The sequence below is a fragment of the Nitrosospira multiformis ATCC 25196 genome, from assembly GCF_000196355.1.
Taxonomy (GTDB): domain Bacteria; phylum Pseudomonadota; class Gammaproteobacteria; order Burkholderiales; family Nitrosomonadaceae; genus Nitrosospira; species Nitrosospira multiformis.
On the sequence record NC_007614.1, the window covers coordinates 1,458,335 to 1,473,513 of the forward strand.

The window sequence follows — 15,179 nt, forward strand, 5'->3', positions numbered from 1 at the left end:
CTTGTTAATAATGTCGAATCTCTCATGGTCATCCTCTTGTTAAAGTAGCAAAATTGCGGTAATTCAATGATAGGGTCTTCTTCGTAATTGTTCAGTACGTTCTCACGCGCATACTGATGGGTGCGGCGGGGTCGGCTCCAGGCTTGTCCATGCCACTATGGTTTCAGCCCATTGACAGCAAATACCCTTCCTCAATATTGCCTCCTGATTGTCCTGATGAGCGCTCCCGCTGTCTGGGCGCAGGCGCTTATTTTCGATACAACGGATAGTCCCAAAATCAAAAGTCAGGATGGCAATTTTGAAATGATTTTCGGCGCCCGGGCTCATCTCGATGTACATGCCTTCGACAACGATAAAGCCCATTCCTCCTATCCACCGTTCGGGAGCCAGATATCCGGCAGCTTTCCCGATAGCGGCTTTAACTTCCGGAGGGGATATACCGACGTAACAGGCAAAATCTATGACCTGGGTTTCAAATTCCAGAACGACTTTGCCGCTGGCACTTTTCCCGGCAGTCTGCGGGAGGTCTGGGTTTCGGCAAAGCTTGGTCCGGGGCTGTTGACAGTCGGCCAATTCAAGCCTTATCGGGGCATGGAGGAATTGACAAGCTCAAATGAAGTTACCATGATGGAGCGTCCTTCGACTTCATCCACAGGGATTTACAGCGGCCGGCAATGGCTGATGGGAGTGGGTTACAAGGGAATCTTCCGCGAGCGGATCGGTTACGCTGCGGATATCATGAGCTTGACGCATGCCGGTATGCCCATTTCAGGCTCAAGCTATGGAGGGCGCTTGTTCTGGGTCCCATTTTCGAACGAAGGTAACATTCTTCACTTAGGATTCTCGTATAGTGTGGATACCCCCAGTAGCGAATCCCTTGCAGCAAAGTTTGTGGATATTTACGGAGGCCGTCGCGGAATTACTAAATCTCTCGGGGTTGCTGGCAAAAGTTCGGATTTATCCGGCCATAGCAGCCAGTCGACCTTTGCTCTGGAAGCTGCATACGCGCTCGGTCCGGTGACCTTGCAGGGGGAGTACGTAAACTCAACGCTCGACGATACGCATCTTGTATCAGGCAAGCAAAAAGATTCGACGATACAATCCTATTACGTGCAGGGGAGCTGGTTTGTGACCGGCGAGAGAACCGTTTACCGGAAAGAGCGCGGGGCTTTGGGCAAACCAAAGTCCATAGGAAAATGGGGCGCTCTCGAACTTGCCATACGCTACGATTTCGCTGAAAACCTGGCGCAGAGTTTGATCGCTGACCCCTGCGGCACCGGAACCTCGAAATGCCAGGTAGAGGTCATTACATTGGGCGCCAACTGGTATGTTCGCCAGGGTTTGCGCTTTATGCTCAATTATTATCTGACGGAAGCCTCGATCGGGAATAGCGGTCCGGGCACGCCCAACCGGAAGGACGGGCCGTCCGTAATTTCATTTCGTACTCAGTTGAGTTTTTGACCAGCAGAAGTTTTAAGTCAGGACGTGCGGCTTCGAACGTGCATACTGCCGGAATCTTGCATACCTTCACGAAGCCTGTTCGGGGACGAGTCCTCTACATTCCCTGCCAGCCTCGCTGGAGCGCCATAAGAGGGGCTACATGCGCTCGATATATTCACCGCTATCGGTATTGACCTTGATTCTTTCCCCCTGCAGGACGAATGGCGGGACCATGACTACCAGGCCCGTTTCCGTCGTGGCCGGTTTGTAGGAACTGGTGGCGGTGGCGCCTTTCAGATTGGGCTCGGTGTCGGTGATGGTGAGCACCACGCTGGCAGGAAGTTGCACGCCGATTGCCCGATCGTTATGGAAGTTGACTTGCACGTCTGTATTCGGCAGCAGGTATTCATACTGCCCTTCAAGGAAATCACGCGACAAGCTCAGTTGCTCATAGTTTTCCTTGTCCATGAAGATATAATTGTCGCCTTCCTGGTAGAGAAAAGTCATTTCCCGCGGCTCCACGAAAGCACGCTCCACCTTGTCCTCGGTCCGGATACGCTGGTTGGTCTTTGTGCCTGCTTCGATATCTTTCATTTCCACCTGCATGAAGGCTCCCCCCCGGCCGCCAACATGGACGTGGTAACATTTCAGTACGCGCCAGATTCGCTTGTCCCATTCAATCAGATTGCCGACGCGAATTTCGGTAGCAAGAACTTTAGCCATATTTCTGGTGATTTCCTTTGAAACAAGAAGCGCGCATCTTACTACAAAAAACCCCCGATAATTCTTCCCCGGTTGAGTTTTCAGCAAGCTGCCGGCGCTGTCCCCGATTGGCCGGGTTTCTGGATGAGGTGAAAGCCCGCCACATCGATTATTATGCCCGGCCAGTGCCTGCTTTTGGCGATCCCAAGCCCCGGCTCCTGATCATCGGCCTGGCACCGGGAATGCATGGCGCGAACCGGACAGGCAGGCCTTTTACAGGGGATTTTGCCGGCATTCTCTTGTATGGAACGCTCTTCAAGTTCGGTTTTGCCAGCCATGAAGGCTCTGCTTCCATCAATGACAATTTGGAGCTGATGCAATGCCGTATCACCAATGCGGTCAAATGCCTTCCGCCGGAGAACAAACCGGAGGCAAGCGAGATCAGGCAGTGCAATAGCTATCTCGCACATGAGATTTCGGCCTTTGCAGAAGGGGGCGGTAGCGCGCTACTGGCTCTTGGCGCTGTTGCTCATCAGGCTGTGTTGATGGCACTGGGCCTCAAGCCGAAGTCCCATGCCTTCCGTCATGGTGCCGTTCATGCGCTTGCCGGAAACTTCGGGTCTGATGACTTGAAACGCAACGGGTTGACGCTATATGACAGCTATCATTGCAGTCGTTACAATACTCAGACCCATCGCCTGACTACAGAAATGTTCGAAGAGGTGTTTGCAAAAATCCGCTCTGACCTGCTCTGACCTGGTTTCATGGCGGACAGCGGAAAACTGGAGATTAACCATGCCCTATGTCAATATCCGTATTGCCGGCTCGCTCAGTCGCGAGCAAAAGAAACAGATTGCTCAGGAAATAACCGATACGCTGGAGCGTATCGCTCATAAGCCCAAATCCTATACGTATATCGCTTTCGATGAAATGCCTCATGAAAACTGGGCCATCGCGGGCACCCTGCTGGGTGAGGAGGACTGAGCGCCTTGCAGGCAGAACCGGCTTTCGATGCCAAGGCGTTTTGTGCGGGCCTTCCATCCCAGCCTGGAGTCTATCGCATGATGAACTCAGCCGGGCAGGTGATTTATGTCGGCAAGGCGATTGATCTCAAGAAGCGTGTTTCTTCCTATTTTCAGAAGAATGGCCTGGCTCCCCGTACGCAACTCATGGTTTCCCAGATCGCGGGAATCGAGACCACCGTTACGCGATCCGAAGCAGAGGCCCTGTTACTCGAAAACAACTTAATAAAGAGCTTAAATCCTCGCTATAACATACTATTCAGGGATGACAAATCATATCCCTACGTGATCTTGAGCGGCCACAGGTTTCCCCGGCTTGGATTTCATCGCGGTCCGCTCGACAAGAAACATCATTATTTTGGTCCCTTCCCGAATGCGGGAATGGTGCGAGAGAGTATCCAGTTGCTGCAAAAGGTATTCCGGATTCGCACTTGCGAAGACAGTGTTTTCAGTAATCGTACACGCCCCTGCCTGCTCTACCAGATCAAACGCTGTAGCGGACCCTGCGTCGATCTGGTCAGCGAAGAAGTTTACGCGGAAGACGCAAGGGATGCGGAGCTATTTCTCCAGGGCAAGCAAACGGAGGTTCTGAAAAGCATTACGAGAAAAATGCATGAGGCCGCCGAGGAACAGGAATACGAGCAAGCGGCGCTGTTTCGCGACCAGATTCAGTCTCTGCGAAAGATTTGCGAAAGGCAATTCGTGGATAGCGGGCGAGCGCTGGATGCCGATATCGTCGCCTGCGTGGCAGAGAATAACGGCGGCGGACGGGTGTGCGTCAACCTTGCCATGGTCAGGGGAGGACGCCACCTCGGGGACAAGAGTTTTTTTCCGCAAAACGCGGAAGGATACGATCTCGCTACGGTGGCGGAAGCATTCCTGGCCCAGCACTACCTCAATCGCAGCATCCCAGATCTGATCATCGTGGGCGAGAGAGTTCCGCGGGAATCTCTCCAGGCTCTGCTCACTCAGCAGGCTGGCCATAAAGTGATCATCAATGTGAATCCGATAGGTAGCCGGCGTGTTTGGCTGGAAATGGCGACAGAAAATGCCGCCCTTGCCCTGGAACAAATGCTGGGCCGCCAGGCGAGCCAGGAGGAGCGGCTGCTAGCCTTGCAGCAGGCGCTGGATATGACCGGGTTGAGCCGGATCGAATGTTTCGATATCAGTCATACAATGGGCGAAGCCACCATCGCTTCCTGCGTGGTTTATGACAACTTCGGCATGCGCAATAGCGAGTACCGCCGCTACAATATTACTGATATCACGCCGGGAGACGATTATGCGGCCATGCGCGATGTTCTGTCACGGCGCTACCATAAGATTGCGGAAGGCGAGGGAAATCTGCCTGATCTGATCCTGATCGACGGGGGAAGAGGGCAGATCAACGCTGCTCTCGAGGTCATGGTAGAGCTGGGGTTGAATGATGCCAACCTGGTAGGCGTGGCAAAAGGCGAGGAGCGCAAGCCGGGACTGGAGCAATTGATTTTCCCAGGGGTGAAAAAACCACTACAATTATCAAAGGATCATCCCGGATTGCATCTCATCCAGCAGATTCGGGATGAAGCGCATCGCTTTGCAATTTACGGTCATCGCGCAAAACTCGGCAAGGCCCGCGTCAGTTCAAGCCTGGAGCAGATCGCCGGTATCGGCGCCAAGCGCCGGCAAAGTTTGCTGGCAAGGTTTGGCGGCCTGAAAGGCGTGCGCACTGCGAGCATCGAAGAATTGCAGCAAGCTGACGGCATCAGCCGCGCGCTCGCAGAGAAAATTTACAGGGAACTGCATTGAATCTTGCCCAGCCTGCAGGCTCAGTGGCTTGCAGCGGGACGCTTTCCAGATTCGTTTTTTAATAGCATATTCCCGATCCTTATGCCTTTTAATCTGCCCAACGTACTCACCTGGCTGCGCATCGTGGCGATTCCGCTGTTCGTGGGTATATTCTATTTTCCCTCGACCTGGTTATCGCATGCGGACCAGAACCTGATCGCAACCATTATCTTTACTGGCGCCGCCATTACCGATTGGCTGGATGGTTATCTTGCGCGCGTGCTGCGGCAGACCTCGGCGTTCGGTGCGTTCCTCGACCCCGTTGCCGACAAGCTCATGGTCGCTGCCGCGCTCATCGTGCTGGTTTACCTGAGCAGGCTGGATGCGCTCATCGCTTTCATCATCATAGGGCGGGAAATCACTATTTCGGCCTTGCGCGAATGGATGGCCCAGATCGGCAAAGGCAAGAGCGTGGCCGTTTCCTTTCTGGGAAAATTGAAAACCGTATCGCAAATGGCGGCCATTCCGCTGCTGCTATATGACGAAAAAATAGATGAAAACTTCGATTCTCATGAAATAGGCACTTGGCTGATCTATCTTGCGGCAATACTGACATTGTGGTCGATGGCCTATTACCTCAAGATCGCGATTCCCCAGGTGGTAAAGCATGGATGAGCAAGCCGGGCCAAAGGAAGGAGAAAAAATGCAATCACTATACAATCCGGACATCTACCCCGATGGGATTCGGGAAATGATATGCGAGTCGGGAGAAACGGGAATCGGGATTGCCAACCGGTGGATGACAGGGTGGCCGAAGAGAGTGGTGAAACTGCTGGTCGAGGATATGTACGAGGGCGCGTTTCAGTATCAGCTGCTGCAGGAACAGGATGTGATTGCAAGAGCGTCAAACCTGAGTCATCTCGCGCCAATGGAAATCATCGTGATGTCGGGCCTGAATCCGGAGCCGCCAGAGGTGTAGACACCCCGGAGGTGCAGATAAATAGGAGGAGGCAGGGTGCATGATGTTTGTTCCACAGGTGCAGGAAGTTTGACTGGCAAAAACAAGAGCCGGCCCGGCGACAGAAGTATTTGTTTCTCGATCTATCCGGCACTGAATCCAGATTACCTTCTCAAAGCCCTCATTTCCCTGCGCAACATCCCCCGCATGCAATATTTTCGCATGTCTTTTTTATCTTCAGGCAGATACCTTTGAGAGTTACTTTCTTGACAAAGATAGCGCCGCCCTTATAATGGCAGGCTGTTTTTCGCGGGAATAGCTCAGTGGTAGAGCACAACCTTGCCAAGGTTGGGGTCGCGAGTTCGAGCCTCGTTTCCCGCTCCAGTTACTGGGAAAATGGATCATTGCCGTGGTCTCTGTCCGATTTGATTTGAGGGACTCTGGCTAAAAATATCCGTTTTCCCTTTTTGCTTTTTGTTCTCGCACCGCAATGGTGCCAAAGTAGCAATACGATCGCCGTAGGTCCAGTAAGGCGGGGTGGCAGAGTGGTTATGCAGCGGCCTGCAAAGCCGTGGACGCCGGTTCGATTCCGACCCCCGCCTCCATCAAGTCAATAGGCTATAACGCATTTGGCGGTAAATTTTTTCGCCATAATTGCTATTTTGCTATTTTTCCCGTTTGGCATAACCTGAATTCAATACCTGAGAATACTTTTTCTCCGACTCTTTTTCCATGCCGGAAGCGTTCTTTGCGAGCAAGTCTCTGAACTGGAACCGTTCATATTTAATTCCAATTTCCTCGGCTCTCTTCTCTGCTTTGTCCCTTGCAATCCTGAAAATTGACTGCGGAAATAGCCAAAGTCTGGCAGATAGGTCGGATTGGTTTGATATTGCATTATCGTACACCAGGGTCTCAGTATGGGGATTCCGGCAGACATAAAAAGGCCCGGCGAAGGCCGGGCCAGGAGTGAGTTTGCCACAACCGCTTTCCTGTTTTGGGAGGGAAAAGCGAATGGGTAGATTAACAATATGAGGAGAGTTTTACCGTTAAATACTTAACGTATGAAAATAAAAAGCTCTTCGAAGAGAGTAATAAGAGTCTTTACAGTTTTCTTCAGAACTAACCGATCCTTTCAGAGAGAAAAGCGCAATTTTCCCTTTCTACTCTTTATTTAGAACCAGCAAACCTGGCAGAAAATTTAAGGTTTCTGAATAATAGCTGGAGCATGTTATATGAAATCCTTGAAGATTCATTTAGACGGCGATAGCTTTCGGCCATTTCTGATACTGCTCGACAAACATCGCCTTCCCTACATTGTGATTGATCATCGGCCAGATGCGCTTATATCTTCTCTGTGGCTGGACATTCCAAAGTCAGCGGAGATACTCGACCGTCTTTCAGGGGTGATAACAGAGTTTATATCTCGAAAAAATAAAAAAACTGTTATTTTCATGAATGACAGACGAAGAGTTGGTGCTTCGGGTCTGTCAGAACAAGAAATAGCTCTCCTTCTCGCGCATGCCGAGCGGATTAAGATAACGGAGCCGGAGATCGTGAAGCGCTTTATTACCGCTTCGGAAGATGCTACCTTAAAGCGACGAAAGCAACGTTTCTATAGTGAGTAGGGGGAGATCTGCATCAAACCCCACTCCTCCTCAGGCTTCCGTATAAAGAAGAATAGCCGACTGTTCTCTTTAGGAATGCTCTCTGCAAGAGGCGATAAAGGCCGCCCACCTCGCAGATGCTCTTACTTCCGCATATCATAAATCTCGTCCCCCACCACCATCTTGACATCATAAAATGATTTTCCTTTGGAAGTGATTTTCCTGGTAAGAATTATGGCTGTCGGCCTATAGACATATTGATACCCATATTCCGCGCAAGTAAGGGATGTGTTGTCGTCAAACACGATCACGCGACCGTGGTCACACCCTTCGAACGTATCATTACCTTTTTCGTCGTCATACCATCGGTTTATAGTTTTGCTTGCAGTAATTGTATAACCGACCAAGTCATTGAAATCATCCGCAAGTTTGGCATATGTCGGTAGTACTGCAAGGGAAAATATGAGGACAAATATAAGCGAGAATATTTTCATGTGCGATTCTTTCTCCTGCAGTATTGCTTAGGATTAAGAGCCGGCCGCAGGCATCACCCTGCTATCCAGGGTAGATAGACTTGGACTATTGGGTAAACGGTGCAGGGGAGATCCTGTACTATGAGCTCATAGGGATCAATAGTCCGTCAATAGATCGACAGTAACTTCCAGGGTAGAGGCGATACAGGACAATACCTTTATTGCTCCTGCGCGCTTTCTATTTTCCATCTGACTCAAAAATGCTTTGCTAATTCCGCTTCGATGAGTTGGTTGGTAAAGTATCCGGCGAGGGGATTGCTCACTCCTCAACCTCTTCCCCGAACTTGTCAGCAACGAAGCAGCGCATTGCAGCCATTAGAGGGGTTTCGCCTACCGCGAATAGACTGTCCTGCTTTAATTCCTTCGGTATTTCTGCGTACCACGAACCATCAATTCTGGGCAAAATGCCTATCTTCTCCCTCTTAATAATCGGCCCACCTTGTGACCAGTCGGTGGAGGGGGAATATTCCTCCCATGCGGTGAGGCTGATCTCTTGGCACTTAGTCATCACCGGTACATATCGTCTTGCTGACACAATCCTGCCTTCAGCCTTCGCCACAAAAAAATCCAGTTCTGAACCTGTAAGGTCAGAAACTTTTTTCATAATGAAGCTCCTCTGTTAGCATCCTTTCAACACTCTATCCCACCTGTATTCTCATCCATAGCAATAATCCAAGATTCAACAAAGAAAAAACCACGTAACCCGATTCTGCACATATGTATCAATGGCCGATCTGCCGCTAATCGTTTGGTGTAGGACAAGCTGATCGATTGGTTGCGCATATTTTTGCCTCGGCCCTTGAGCTCCCTGTTCTCCTTGTTCCGTGCCGGAGGTTGCTTATAAGTCATTTGACTTATAAGCAACCCCTTTTGCCATGGGACTTTTCTCACCTAGGAAAAGGGAGGTTTTACTCATGATTTCTTCTCCTTCCAAAAGTACTCTGAAATCAATAGAACATGATGAAAGAAAGGATCAGCGGATCAACGCTTGGATCATCACTTTCTCGAAGAAATGCGTTTTGAGCTTGCCGACCTGTCTTCGAATGATTGCATATACATTTTTGCCCGCTCTCCGCTGATAACGGAATTGGCAGAGTTCTCTGGAGGATCAGGGTGAAACTAAAGTAAGCCGGCACACTGGGCACTTTCACTGAGAAAAGGAGAAAGCAAAATGCTACAAGTTACGACAAACAATGTTAATACGACTCTCGACGAAACAGCCGGATTGCAAAACTTCACTTCCAGCTCTTCCGCAGGGGATAAGGATGATAATGATATCCTTGTATCATCCCTTCCTTCGACGTTTTCTGGTCGGCTCGGTGTTCTGGGAGCGAATACTTCATCTGCAATTGGCGCTGCCCTGAGCGGCTATACGGGCGCAGCCGGGGACATGGGCAGCAATGTCATCAGCGTGACAGGCTCGACCGGCGCCACCATCACTGATCTTGGTTTTGTCGGCAGCACTGGCAATCCCCTCAGCGGAGTGGATAGCGGGCTTGACACTGTCAATGGCACGAGCATATTACTGTATACCGATACGGCGAATAATAATATCGTCCTCGGTCGTGCAGGGGCTGCGGATGGTCAGATCGTGTTCGCGCTTTATCTGGAGGAAACCGGATCACCGGTATCGGGGGCCAAGATATGGTCTGTGCAATATGCTCCCCTCAGGAACCCGAATGCCGCGAATCCCGATGACGCGGTTGATCTGGCCAACCAGGTTTTCGTCGCTGCAAGCCAGAATCTGGAATTCAGTCTTGCAGGCGCGCCTTCGGGACAGAACCTGTTCCTGATGTTCACCGTTGCCAATCCGACAACCCAGGATGTCGGCGGCGTTACCCGGATCACCGATCCCGCCATCATTGCTACCGGGAAGGATCCGGCCAACCAGTCTACCGGGGTCAATATAACCACGGGGGACACGATCAATACCAGCCAGGCAGGGGGACCCACCACCTTCGGCACCAACAGCCAGATGATAACCGAGCAGGAAGGCATCCGGTTTTCGTTCGTTACGGGCGCCCGGCAGAATGTGACCATTCCCAATCTGGACCAGAATGAGGCCGATGTCGAGTCCAATATCGATTTCACCGGTGTTTTCAATGCCAGGTCGGCTACTTTCGACGTCGTTCAGTTGCAATCGGGCAAGAGTGCGGTCGTCCAGGTCAGCGCCTTCAGTACAGCGGCTGAACCCGGCGCAAATTTCATTGATGGGTATACGGGAGATACTCCTGTCGGCATCAACCATATCAAAGTCTCGCAAGGTACAACTGTCCTCATCGATACCAGTACCGGTGGAACAGCCAATGGCGTAACAGTAGCTTTCAATGGCGGAGTCGCGACCATCTCCGGAGTAAAAGCCGGTTACAACATTGAATACACCACGGTCGGCGATCACAACCGCGTGCTTGTCGAAAACGGGGCTGCGCTTAACGCAAGCGGTAATACTCATGCCGATTTCGATATCGGCGGCTTCAGGCTGCTCCAGGTATCCACCGCAACTACCGAAGTTGGCACCCATGTAAGATTTGAGGACGACGGGCCGAGCATCAGCACCACGGGCACGGAGCCCGGCCTGACGGTGGACGAGACCAACCTGGCCTGGCGGTGAACGACACGAAGAGTTTTGCTGCCAACTTCACTTCCGCGTTTGGAGCGGACGGTGCAGGCACGCTGACCTATGCGCTGGGCATCAGCCTTGCGGGAGTGGACTCGGGGCTGGTGGACACTGCCACCGGCGAGCACGTATTCCTGTTCCTGAATGGGGGGGTGGTGCAAGGCCTTGCAGGCGGTTCCGGCGGTCCCGTTGTATTCACGGTGAGCGTCAATGGCACTACGGGCGACGTGACGCTCGACCAGCAGCGAGCGGTGGTGCATCCTGACACGACCAATCCGGATGATTCGAAGACCTTGTCGGCGGACAACCTGGTGACGTTGACGGGGACCATCACAGACAAGGACGGCGACAGTCAGAGCGCAGTGCTCAACATCGGGCAGAACCTGACGTTCAAGGACGACGGGCCGACGCTCAATTTCGGCAACCTGGTAGGCACGGGTACCATTGCCCCGCAATATGGGGAATGGATGCCGTTTGTTGGAGCCGATCAACCGGGCAACCTGGACATTTCCTTGAATCAATTCCAGCTCGTGCGGCCAGACGGCACGGTAGTCAGCGGATCGAGCTTCACATTCAATGAGCTGGCGAGTTCTCCAAATGCCTCCGGCGACTACCTCTTCCAGGGGACACTGACCGCGGATTTCGACAACAATGCCAGCACGCCCGATACGACCACGGGCTTCACCCTTACCGCGTTGCACGATGGCCGCTATGTTTTTGACCTCGACCAAGGGTTCGGTTCGACGATCACGTTCAGCAGTGCCAATGGTTCTCTCGATGCAGGAGGGCCGGATCCGGTGCGGACATTGACTATCCCTCCGGACGAGCAAGTGGTCTTTTTCGGGGTGCAGGCCACCACCTCCGATGCCAATATACTATCCGCCATCGGACTGGGGGAACCCGATCTGACCGAGGCACAGATTCAATCAGGAGGTTTTTCATTCCTTGGCACTGCGAACATGAATGTCAGCACCGCCGGTATAGGGATTGGTAATAACAACCTTGATGGAAATACAACGGCAGGAATAAACGCCGGCGATGAAAGCTTTGTTGTCAATCCCGAAACCTTGCTGACCGGCATGAAGGTGTTCATCGACAACTCGGTGGGAGGTTATGATCCCTCGACAGAGGAGTTGTACTACAAGATCTTCTACGATGATGGCACCAATTCAGGCAACATAAAGGTAGGGAGTACAGATCTATCGGCAGCGGCAGGGGGACAGAAATCCTTCATGATCGAGACTGAAGGCTCCAAGTTGATCGACTCCGTTCAGCTCACGATGGGTAAGGGCACGGTGAAGATCCCGGTGATCGAGTTCATCAAGTCGACCGAAAATCTTGCCAGCGATATCAAGCTGGGTTTTACGGCCTCGCTGACGGATGCCGATGGTGACAAGGCAACCAGCAACTTCTCGACTAACCTGTTCGCCAATGACCTGGGCGGAACGTTTGACTATACACTGATCGGCGCCCCCAATGACCTCGATGGCTTCGACGTGGATCTTTCGGCCACCCAGGATTCCTACCGGATCGAGAATTTCGACGAACCGCAGGACACCCTGTTCCTTCTCAACGGTACTGGCGCAACCGTTTCGATAAACAATGCCGGAACGGACAGCATCGTTTCCGTAGCCGAGGCAGGCGGGCAAACAACGGACATCACCGTTGTAGGTGTCCACCTCCAGGCGGCTGACGTAGTGCTCGTCTAGCCAGCATTTGCCGGGCAAGCCAGGTATTCAAACCTGGCTTGCCTGGGCACTTTCCTGTGTTTATCCGATCTTTCCTGAAAAAGGAAAGCTGCTGAAGCTTTGCATATTCTGGGGTGAGATCACAGCTTGGCATCTCTTCGAATCCTTGGCCCCATACCGCACTCCTGCTTCATGCCTGCTACCGGTACTGCCATCCCTGAACGAACTCATTCTCTAACCAATTCCGCCGCATGGTGCTGTCTATGTTGTTTATCGCACAGAGGAGCATCAATGAAACCATGAAAAATACCGCTTGAGCCGTTGCCTTCGAGCCAGAAAACATGGATGAACAACATTCTGCTCCTATCCGCGTTCTGTTGATCGGTGCCTATCCCATCGTGCTTCTTGGGCTGAAGAACCTGATCGAGAGCCAAGGGGAGAGAATGAAAATGGCGGGCCAGTTCACGCGCTACTCTCTGCCCATCCCGGAACTTGAGGAACTGACGCCGGATGTGATTGTGATCGACCCCGACCAGGAGCCGAGGGAAGGCATGGAGGCAATGCGGATGCTGGTCAAAGCTTGTGGGGCCAGGATCATGGTTTTCAGCACGTTTTGCGACCCCCTTACTTGCAACGAGGCCATCCTCAAGGGAGCCATGGGTCTCGTCGGAAAACAGGAACCGTTGGAGATCATTCCGAAAGCGATCGAAAAGATTCACGAAGGACAATTCTGGCTTAACCGCACAAATACATACCGGAAAGCTCATACACCAGCTCAGGGATGCTCAATCGCCCGAAGCTCCTGGCTGGGAGGAGCCGAAAATAAGGGCCCTTACGACGAGGGAGAGAACCGTCGTCGCGACCGTTGTCTCGAACACTGAAGCCCCCTTCAAGGTCATCGCCGATATGATGCATATCAGCGAACGCACCTTGCGCAATCATTTGAGTTCCATCTATGAAAAACTGAGTCTTAGCAATCGCCTCGGTCTTTTGGCCTACGCGCGGAAGCATGGGTTAGAAGAAGACCAGGCCCCTCCTGAAAAGATATGGAGAAGTTTCGCCAGGGAAGGCAAGGATTGAATGAGTTACAAGCTCAGAATCCCGAAAACGGAAATAGCTCGGGCTTTGGCCGATTTCAAGGGTGCTTTCAGGACCGTAGGGGTTTTCAGCGCGATCATCAATCTGTTGCTGCTGGTTCCGGCCCTGTACATGCTGCAGGTGTACGACCGGGTGCTCGCCAGCAGGAATGAAACCACCTTGCTGATGCTGACCTTGCTTGCGCTGGGTGCGTTTCTGTTCATGAGTGCACTGGAGCTCGTACGCAGCTTTATTCTCATCCAACTCGGCGCCCAACTCGACGCCAGGATGAACCGGCGGATTTATGCAGCCGCATTCGAACAGAACCTGAAACGGGCAGGGGGCAATGCGGGGCAGGCACTGCAGGATCTGGCCACCATCCGCCAATTTTTGACCGGCCAGGGATTGTTTGCTTTCTTTGATGCACCCTGGTTTCCGGTATATTTGCTTGTCATTTTCCTGTTTGACCCCTTTCTGGGGTTGTTCGCGCTCGTCGGAACGATAGTGCTGGTGGTCCTGGCTTTCGTGAATGAAACCGTGTCCAAAAAACCCCTGGAGGAGGCCAATGCAGTTGCGGTTACTTCGGGCACTCTGGCGACCAACAATCTGCGCAATGCGGAAGTGATTGCCGCGATGGGCATGCTGCCCAACCTGATGAGTCGCTGGCTCACGCTGAACAACCGTTTTCTGCAACTGCAAGCCGAAGCCAGTCAGAAGACTGGAACAATCACCTCCATCACCAAGTTCGTGCGCGTTTCGATGCAATCACTCATATTGGGATTGGGAGCACTGCTTGCACTGGAAGGAGAAATCACGCCGGGCATGATGATCGTGGCGACGATCCTCATGGGGCGGGCCTTGAGCCCGGTCGAGCAATTGATCGGCATTTGGAAAAGCTGGAGCAGCGCACGCACTGCCTATCATCGCCTGACGGAACTGCTGGAGACGAATCCGGCGCGGGAAACAGGAATGGCGCTACCCAAACCGGTCGGGAAGCTATCGGTGGAGGGGGTGACAGCCGCGCCTCCGGCGGCTACGATGGCTGTCCTGAAAAACCTGAGTTTTGCGGTGATACCCGGTGAGGTGCTGGGCATCATCGGGCCCAGCGGTTCCGGAAAATCGACTTTGGCGCGGTTGCTGGTAGGCGTCTGGCCTGCAGCTGCAGGCAAGATACGCCTGGATGGGGCGGACGTTTACTACTGGAACAAGGAAGAACTGGGACCCTACATCGGCTACCTGCCGCAGGATGTCGAATTGTTTGCCGGTACTGTCGGGGAGAATATCGCCCGGTTTGGGGAGGTGGATTCGGAAAAAGTGGTGGTAGCGGCCCAGCGCGCGGGGATTCATGAAATGGTCCTGTGCTTGCCGCAAGGGTATGACACCCCTCTCGGGGATGGGGGGGCTGGCTTGGCAGGCGGACAAAAACAGCGGCTCGGCCTTGCGCGCGCGATGTATGGCGATCCCTCCCTGATTGTGCTGGACGAGCCCAACTCGAATCTTGATGAAACCGGCGAGCAGGCACTGGTCGAAGCCATTATCGACCTGCGCAGGCGCGGAAAAACCATTGTGATAATCAGTCATAGAAGCAGCGTGCTGCGCACTACGACAAAACTGCTGCTGCTGGTGGATGGGAAAGCGCAGTTGTTCGGTCCGACAGGAGAGGTTCTGGCGAAATTGACGAAACCCAACCGGCAACCGGCGCAGCAGGTGCAACAGACCGGGTAATGATCAAGGTGCAGGTCCAGGGAGAAGAAAGAACAGGATAGCCAGA

Annotated in this window: 15 protein-coding genes and 2 tRNA genes; 14 read left to right on the plus strand and 3 right to left on the minus strand. The window is 52.7% G+C overall.

Features of this window, described 5'->3' with window-relative positions:
* Nucleotides 1-216: 216 nt before the first annotated feature.
* Nucleotides 217-1,461 (plus strand): OprO/OprP family phosphate-selective porin, encoded by a 1,245-nt coding sequence (locus tag NMUL_RS06655; RefSeq protein ID WP_011380611.1) that lies wholly within the window; start codon nucleotides 217-219, stop codon nucleotides 1,459-1,461.
* Between the two features lie 135 nt (nucleotides 1,462-1,596).
* On the opposite strand, the gene efp is transcribed toward NMUL_RS06655, so the two are convergent.
* Nucleotides 1,597-2,163, minus strand: coding sequence for an elongation factor P (efp, locus tag NMUL_RS06660; RefSeq protein WP_011380612.1), 567 nt, complete (start codon nucleotides 2,161-2,163; stop codon nucleotides 1,597-1,599).
* Between the two features lie 107 nt (nucleotides 2,164-2,270).
* On the opposite strand from efp, the gene NMUL_RS06665 reads away from it, so the two are divergent.
* The 8 genes from NMUL_RS06665 (at nucleotide 2,271) to NMUL_RS06705 (ending at nucleotide 7,514) form a co-directional block, all read left to right on the plus strand.
* Nucleotides 2,271-2,897, plus strand: a complete 627-nt coding sequence (locus NMUL_RS06665) for a uracil-DNA glycosylase (RefSeq protein WP_238529886.1) — start codon at nucleotides 2,271-2,273, stop codon at nucleotides 2,895-2,897.
* Nucleotides 2,898-2,937: 40 nt separating this feature from the next.
* On the plus strand, nucleotides 2,938-3,126 hold the full coding sequence (locus NMUL_RS06670; protein ID WP_011380614.1) for a tautomerase family protein: 189 nt from the start codon (nucleotides 2,938-2,940) through the stop codon (nucleotides 3,124-3,126).
* A gap of 5 nt (nucleotides 3,127-3,131) precedes the next feature.
* Entirely contained in the window at nucleotides 3,132-4,952 is a 1,821-nt protein-coding gene (gene uvrC, locus NMUL_RS06675; protein ID WP_011380615.1) for an excinuclease ABC subunit UvrC, read from the plus strand.
* A gap of 81 nt (nucleotides 4,953-5,033) precedes the next feature.
* Complete coding sequence (gene pgsA, locus NMUL_RS06680) at nucleotides 5,034-5,606, plus strand: CDP-diacylglycerol--glycerol-3-phosphate 3-phosphatidyltransferase (protein ID WP_011380616.1); 573 nt, start codon at nucleotides 5,034-5,036, stop codon at nucleotides 5,604-5,606.
* Nucleotides 5,607-5,634: 28 nt separating this feature from the next.
* Entirely contained in the window at nucleotides 5,635-5,910 is a 276-nt protein-coding gene (locus tag NMUL_RS06685; RefSeq protein WP_143034433.1) for a hypothetical protein, read from the plus strand.
* Between the two features lie 288 nt (nucleotides 5,911-6,198).
* Nucleotides 6,199-6,273 (plus strand) — tRNA-Gly (locus NMUL_RS06690).
* A gap of 147 nt (nucleotides 6,274-6,420) precedes the next feature.
* Nucleotides 6,421-6,494 (plus strand) — tRNA-Cys (locus NMUL_RS06695).
* A gap of 627 nt (nucleotides 6,495-7,121) precedes the next feature.
* Nucleotides 7,122-7,514, plus strand: a complete 393-nt coding sequence (locus NMUL_RS06705; RefSeq protein WP_041352432.1) for a hypothetical protein — start codon at nucleotides 7,122-7,124, stop codon at nucleotides 7,512-7,514.
* Nucleotides 7,515-7,636: 122 nt separating this feature from the next.
* On the opposite strand, the gene NMUL_RS06710 is transcribed toward NMUL_RS06705, so the two are convergent.
* Together NMUL_RS06710 and NMUL_RS06715 are read right to left on the minus strand one after the other, a co-directional pair.
* Nucleotides 7,637-7,900, minus strand: a complete 264-nt coding sequence (locus tag NMUL_RS06710; protein ID WP_143034432.1) for a hypothetical protein — start codon at nucleotides 7,898-7,900, stop codon at nucleotides 7,637-7,639.
* A 385-nt stretch (nucleotides 7,901-8,285) separates the two neighbouring features.
* A complete protein-coding gene (locus NMUL_RS06715; RefSeq protein WP_011380620.1) occupies nucleotides 8,286-8,630 on the minus strand; it encodes a DUF2591 domain-containing protein in 345 nt (114 codons plus the stop codon).
* Between the two features lie 567 nt (nucleotides 8,631-9,197).
* Between NMUL_RS06715 and NMUL_RS16140 the strand changes: the two genes are divergently transcribed.
* The 5 genes from NMUL_RS16140 to NMUL_RS06740 all read left to right on the plus strand — a co-directional run bounded on the left by NMUL_RS16140 (nucleotide 9,198) and on the right by NMUL_RS06740 (nucleotide 15,133).
* Complete coding sequence (locus tag NMUL_RS16140; protein WP_011380621.1) at nucleotides 9,198-10,637, plus strand: hypothetical protein; 1,440 nt, start codon at nucleotides 9,198-9,200, stop codon at nucleotides 10,635-10,637.
* The gene (locus tag NMUL_RS16145) at nucleotides 10,634-12,352 is read left to right on the plus strand and encodes a DUF5801 repeats-in-toxin domain-containing protein (protein ID WP_011380622.1); all 1,719 of its coding nucleotides are present in this window, start codon (nucleotides 10,634-10,636) and stop codon (nucleotides 12,350-12,352) included. The genes NMUL_RS16140 and NMUL_RS16145 overlap by 4 nt, the downstream gene beginning before the upstream one ends.
* Before the next feature lie 320 nt (nucleotides 12,353-12,672).
* Nucleotides 12,673-13,212 carry a response regulator gene (locus NMUL_RS16305; protein WP_011380623.1) on the plus strand — a complete coding sequence of 180 codons (540 nt, stop codon included), beginning with the start codon at nucleotides 12,673-12,675 and terminating at the stop codon, nucleotides 13,210-13,212.
* The gene (locus NMUL_RS16590) at nucleotides 13,154-13,411 is read left to right on the plus strand and encodes a response regulator transcription factor (RefSeq protein WP_258039201.1); all 258 of its coding nucleotides are present in this window, start codon (nucleotides 13,154-13,156) and stop codon (nucleotides 13,409-13,411) included. The genes NMUL_RS16305 and NMUL_RS16590 overlap by 59 nt, the downstream gene beginning before the upstream one ends.
* Nucleotides 13,412-15,133, plus strand: coding sequence for a type I secretion system permease/ATPase (locus NMUL_RS06740; RefSeq protein WP_011380624.1), 1,722 nt, complete (start codon nucleotides 13,412-13,414; stop codon nucleotides 15,131-15,133).
* Nucleotides 15,134-15,179: the final 46 nt, after the last annotated feature.

Coding starts and splice junctions, on each gene's coding strand:
- NMUL_RS06655 (WP_011380611.1), top strand. CDS start 217: ATGAGCGCTCCCGCTGTCTGGGCGCAGGCGCTTATTTTCGATACAACG.
- efp (WP_011380612.1), bottom strand. CDS start 2,163: ATGGCTAAAGTTCTTGCTACCGAAATTCGCGTCGGCAATCTGATTGAA.
- NMUL_RS06670 (WP_011380614.1), top strand. CDS start 2,938: ATGCCCTATGTCAATATCCGTATTGCCGGCTCGCTCAGTCGCGAGCAA.
- pgsA (WP_011380616.1), top strand. CDS start 5,034: ATGCCTTTTAATCTGCCCAACGTACTCACCTGGCTGCGCATCGTGGCG.
- NMUL_RS06685 (WP_143034433.1), top strand. CDS start 5,635: ATGCAATCACTATACAATCCGGACATCTACCCCGATGGGATTCGGGAA.
- NMUL_RS06705 (WP_041352432.1), top strand. CDS start 7,122: ATGAAATCCTTGAAGATTCATTTAGACGGCGATAGCTTTCGGCCATTT.
- NMUL_RS06715 (WP_011380620.1), bottom strand. CDS start 8,630: ATGAAAAAAGTTTCTGACCTTACAGGTTCAGAACTGGATTTTTTTGTG.
- NMUL_RS16140 (WP_011380621.1), top strand. CDS start 9,198: ATGCTACAAGTTACGACAAACAATGTTAATACGACTCTCGACGAAACA.
- NMUL_RS16305 (WP_011380623.1), top strand. CDS start 12,673: ATGGATGAACAACATTCTGCTCCTATCCGCGTTCTGTTGATCGGTGCC.
- NMUL_RS06740 (WP_011380624.1), top strand. CDS start 13,412: ATGAGTTACAAGCTCAGAATCCCGAAAACGGAAATAGCTCGGGCTTTG.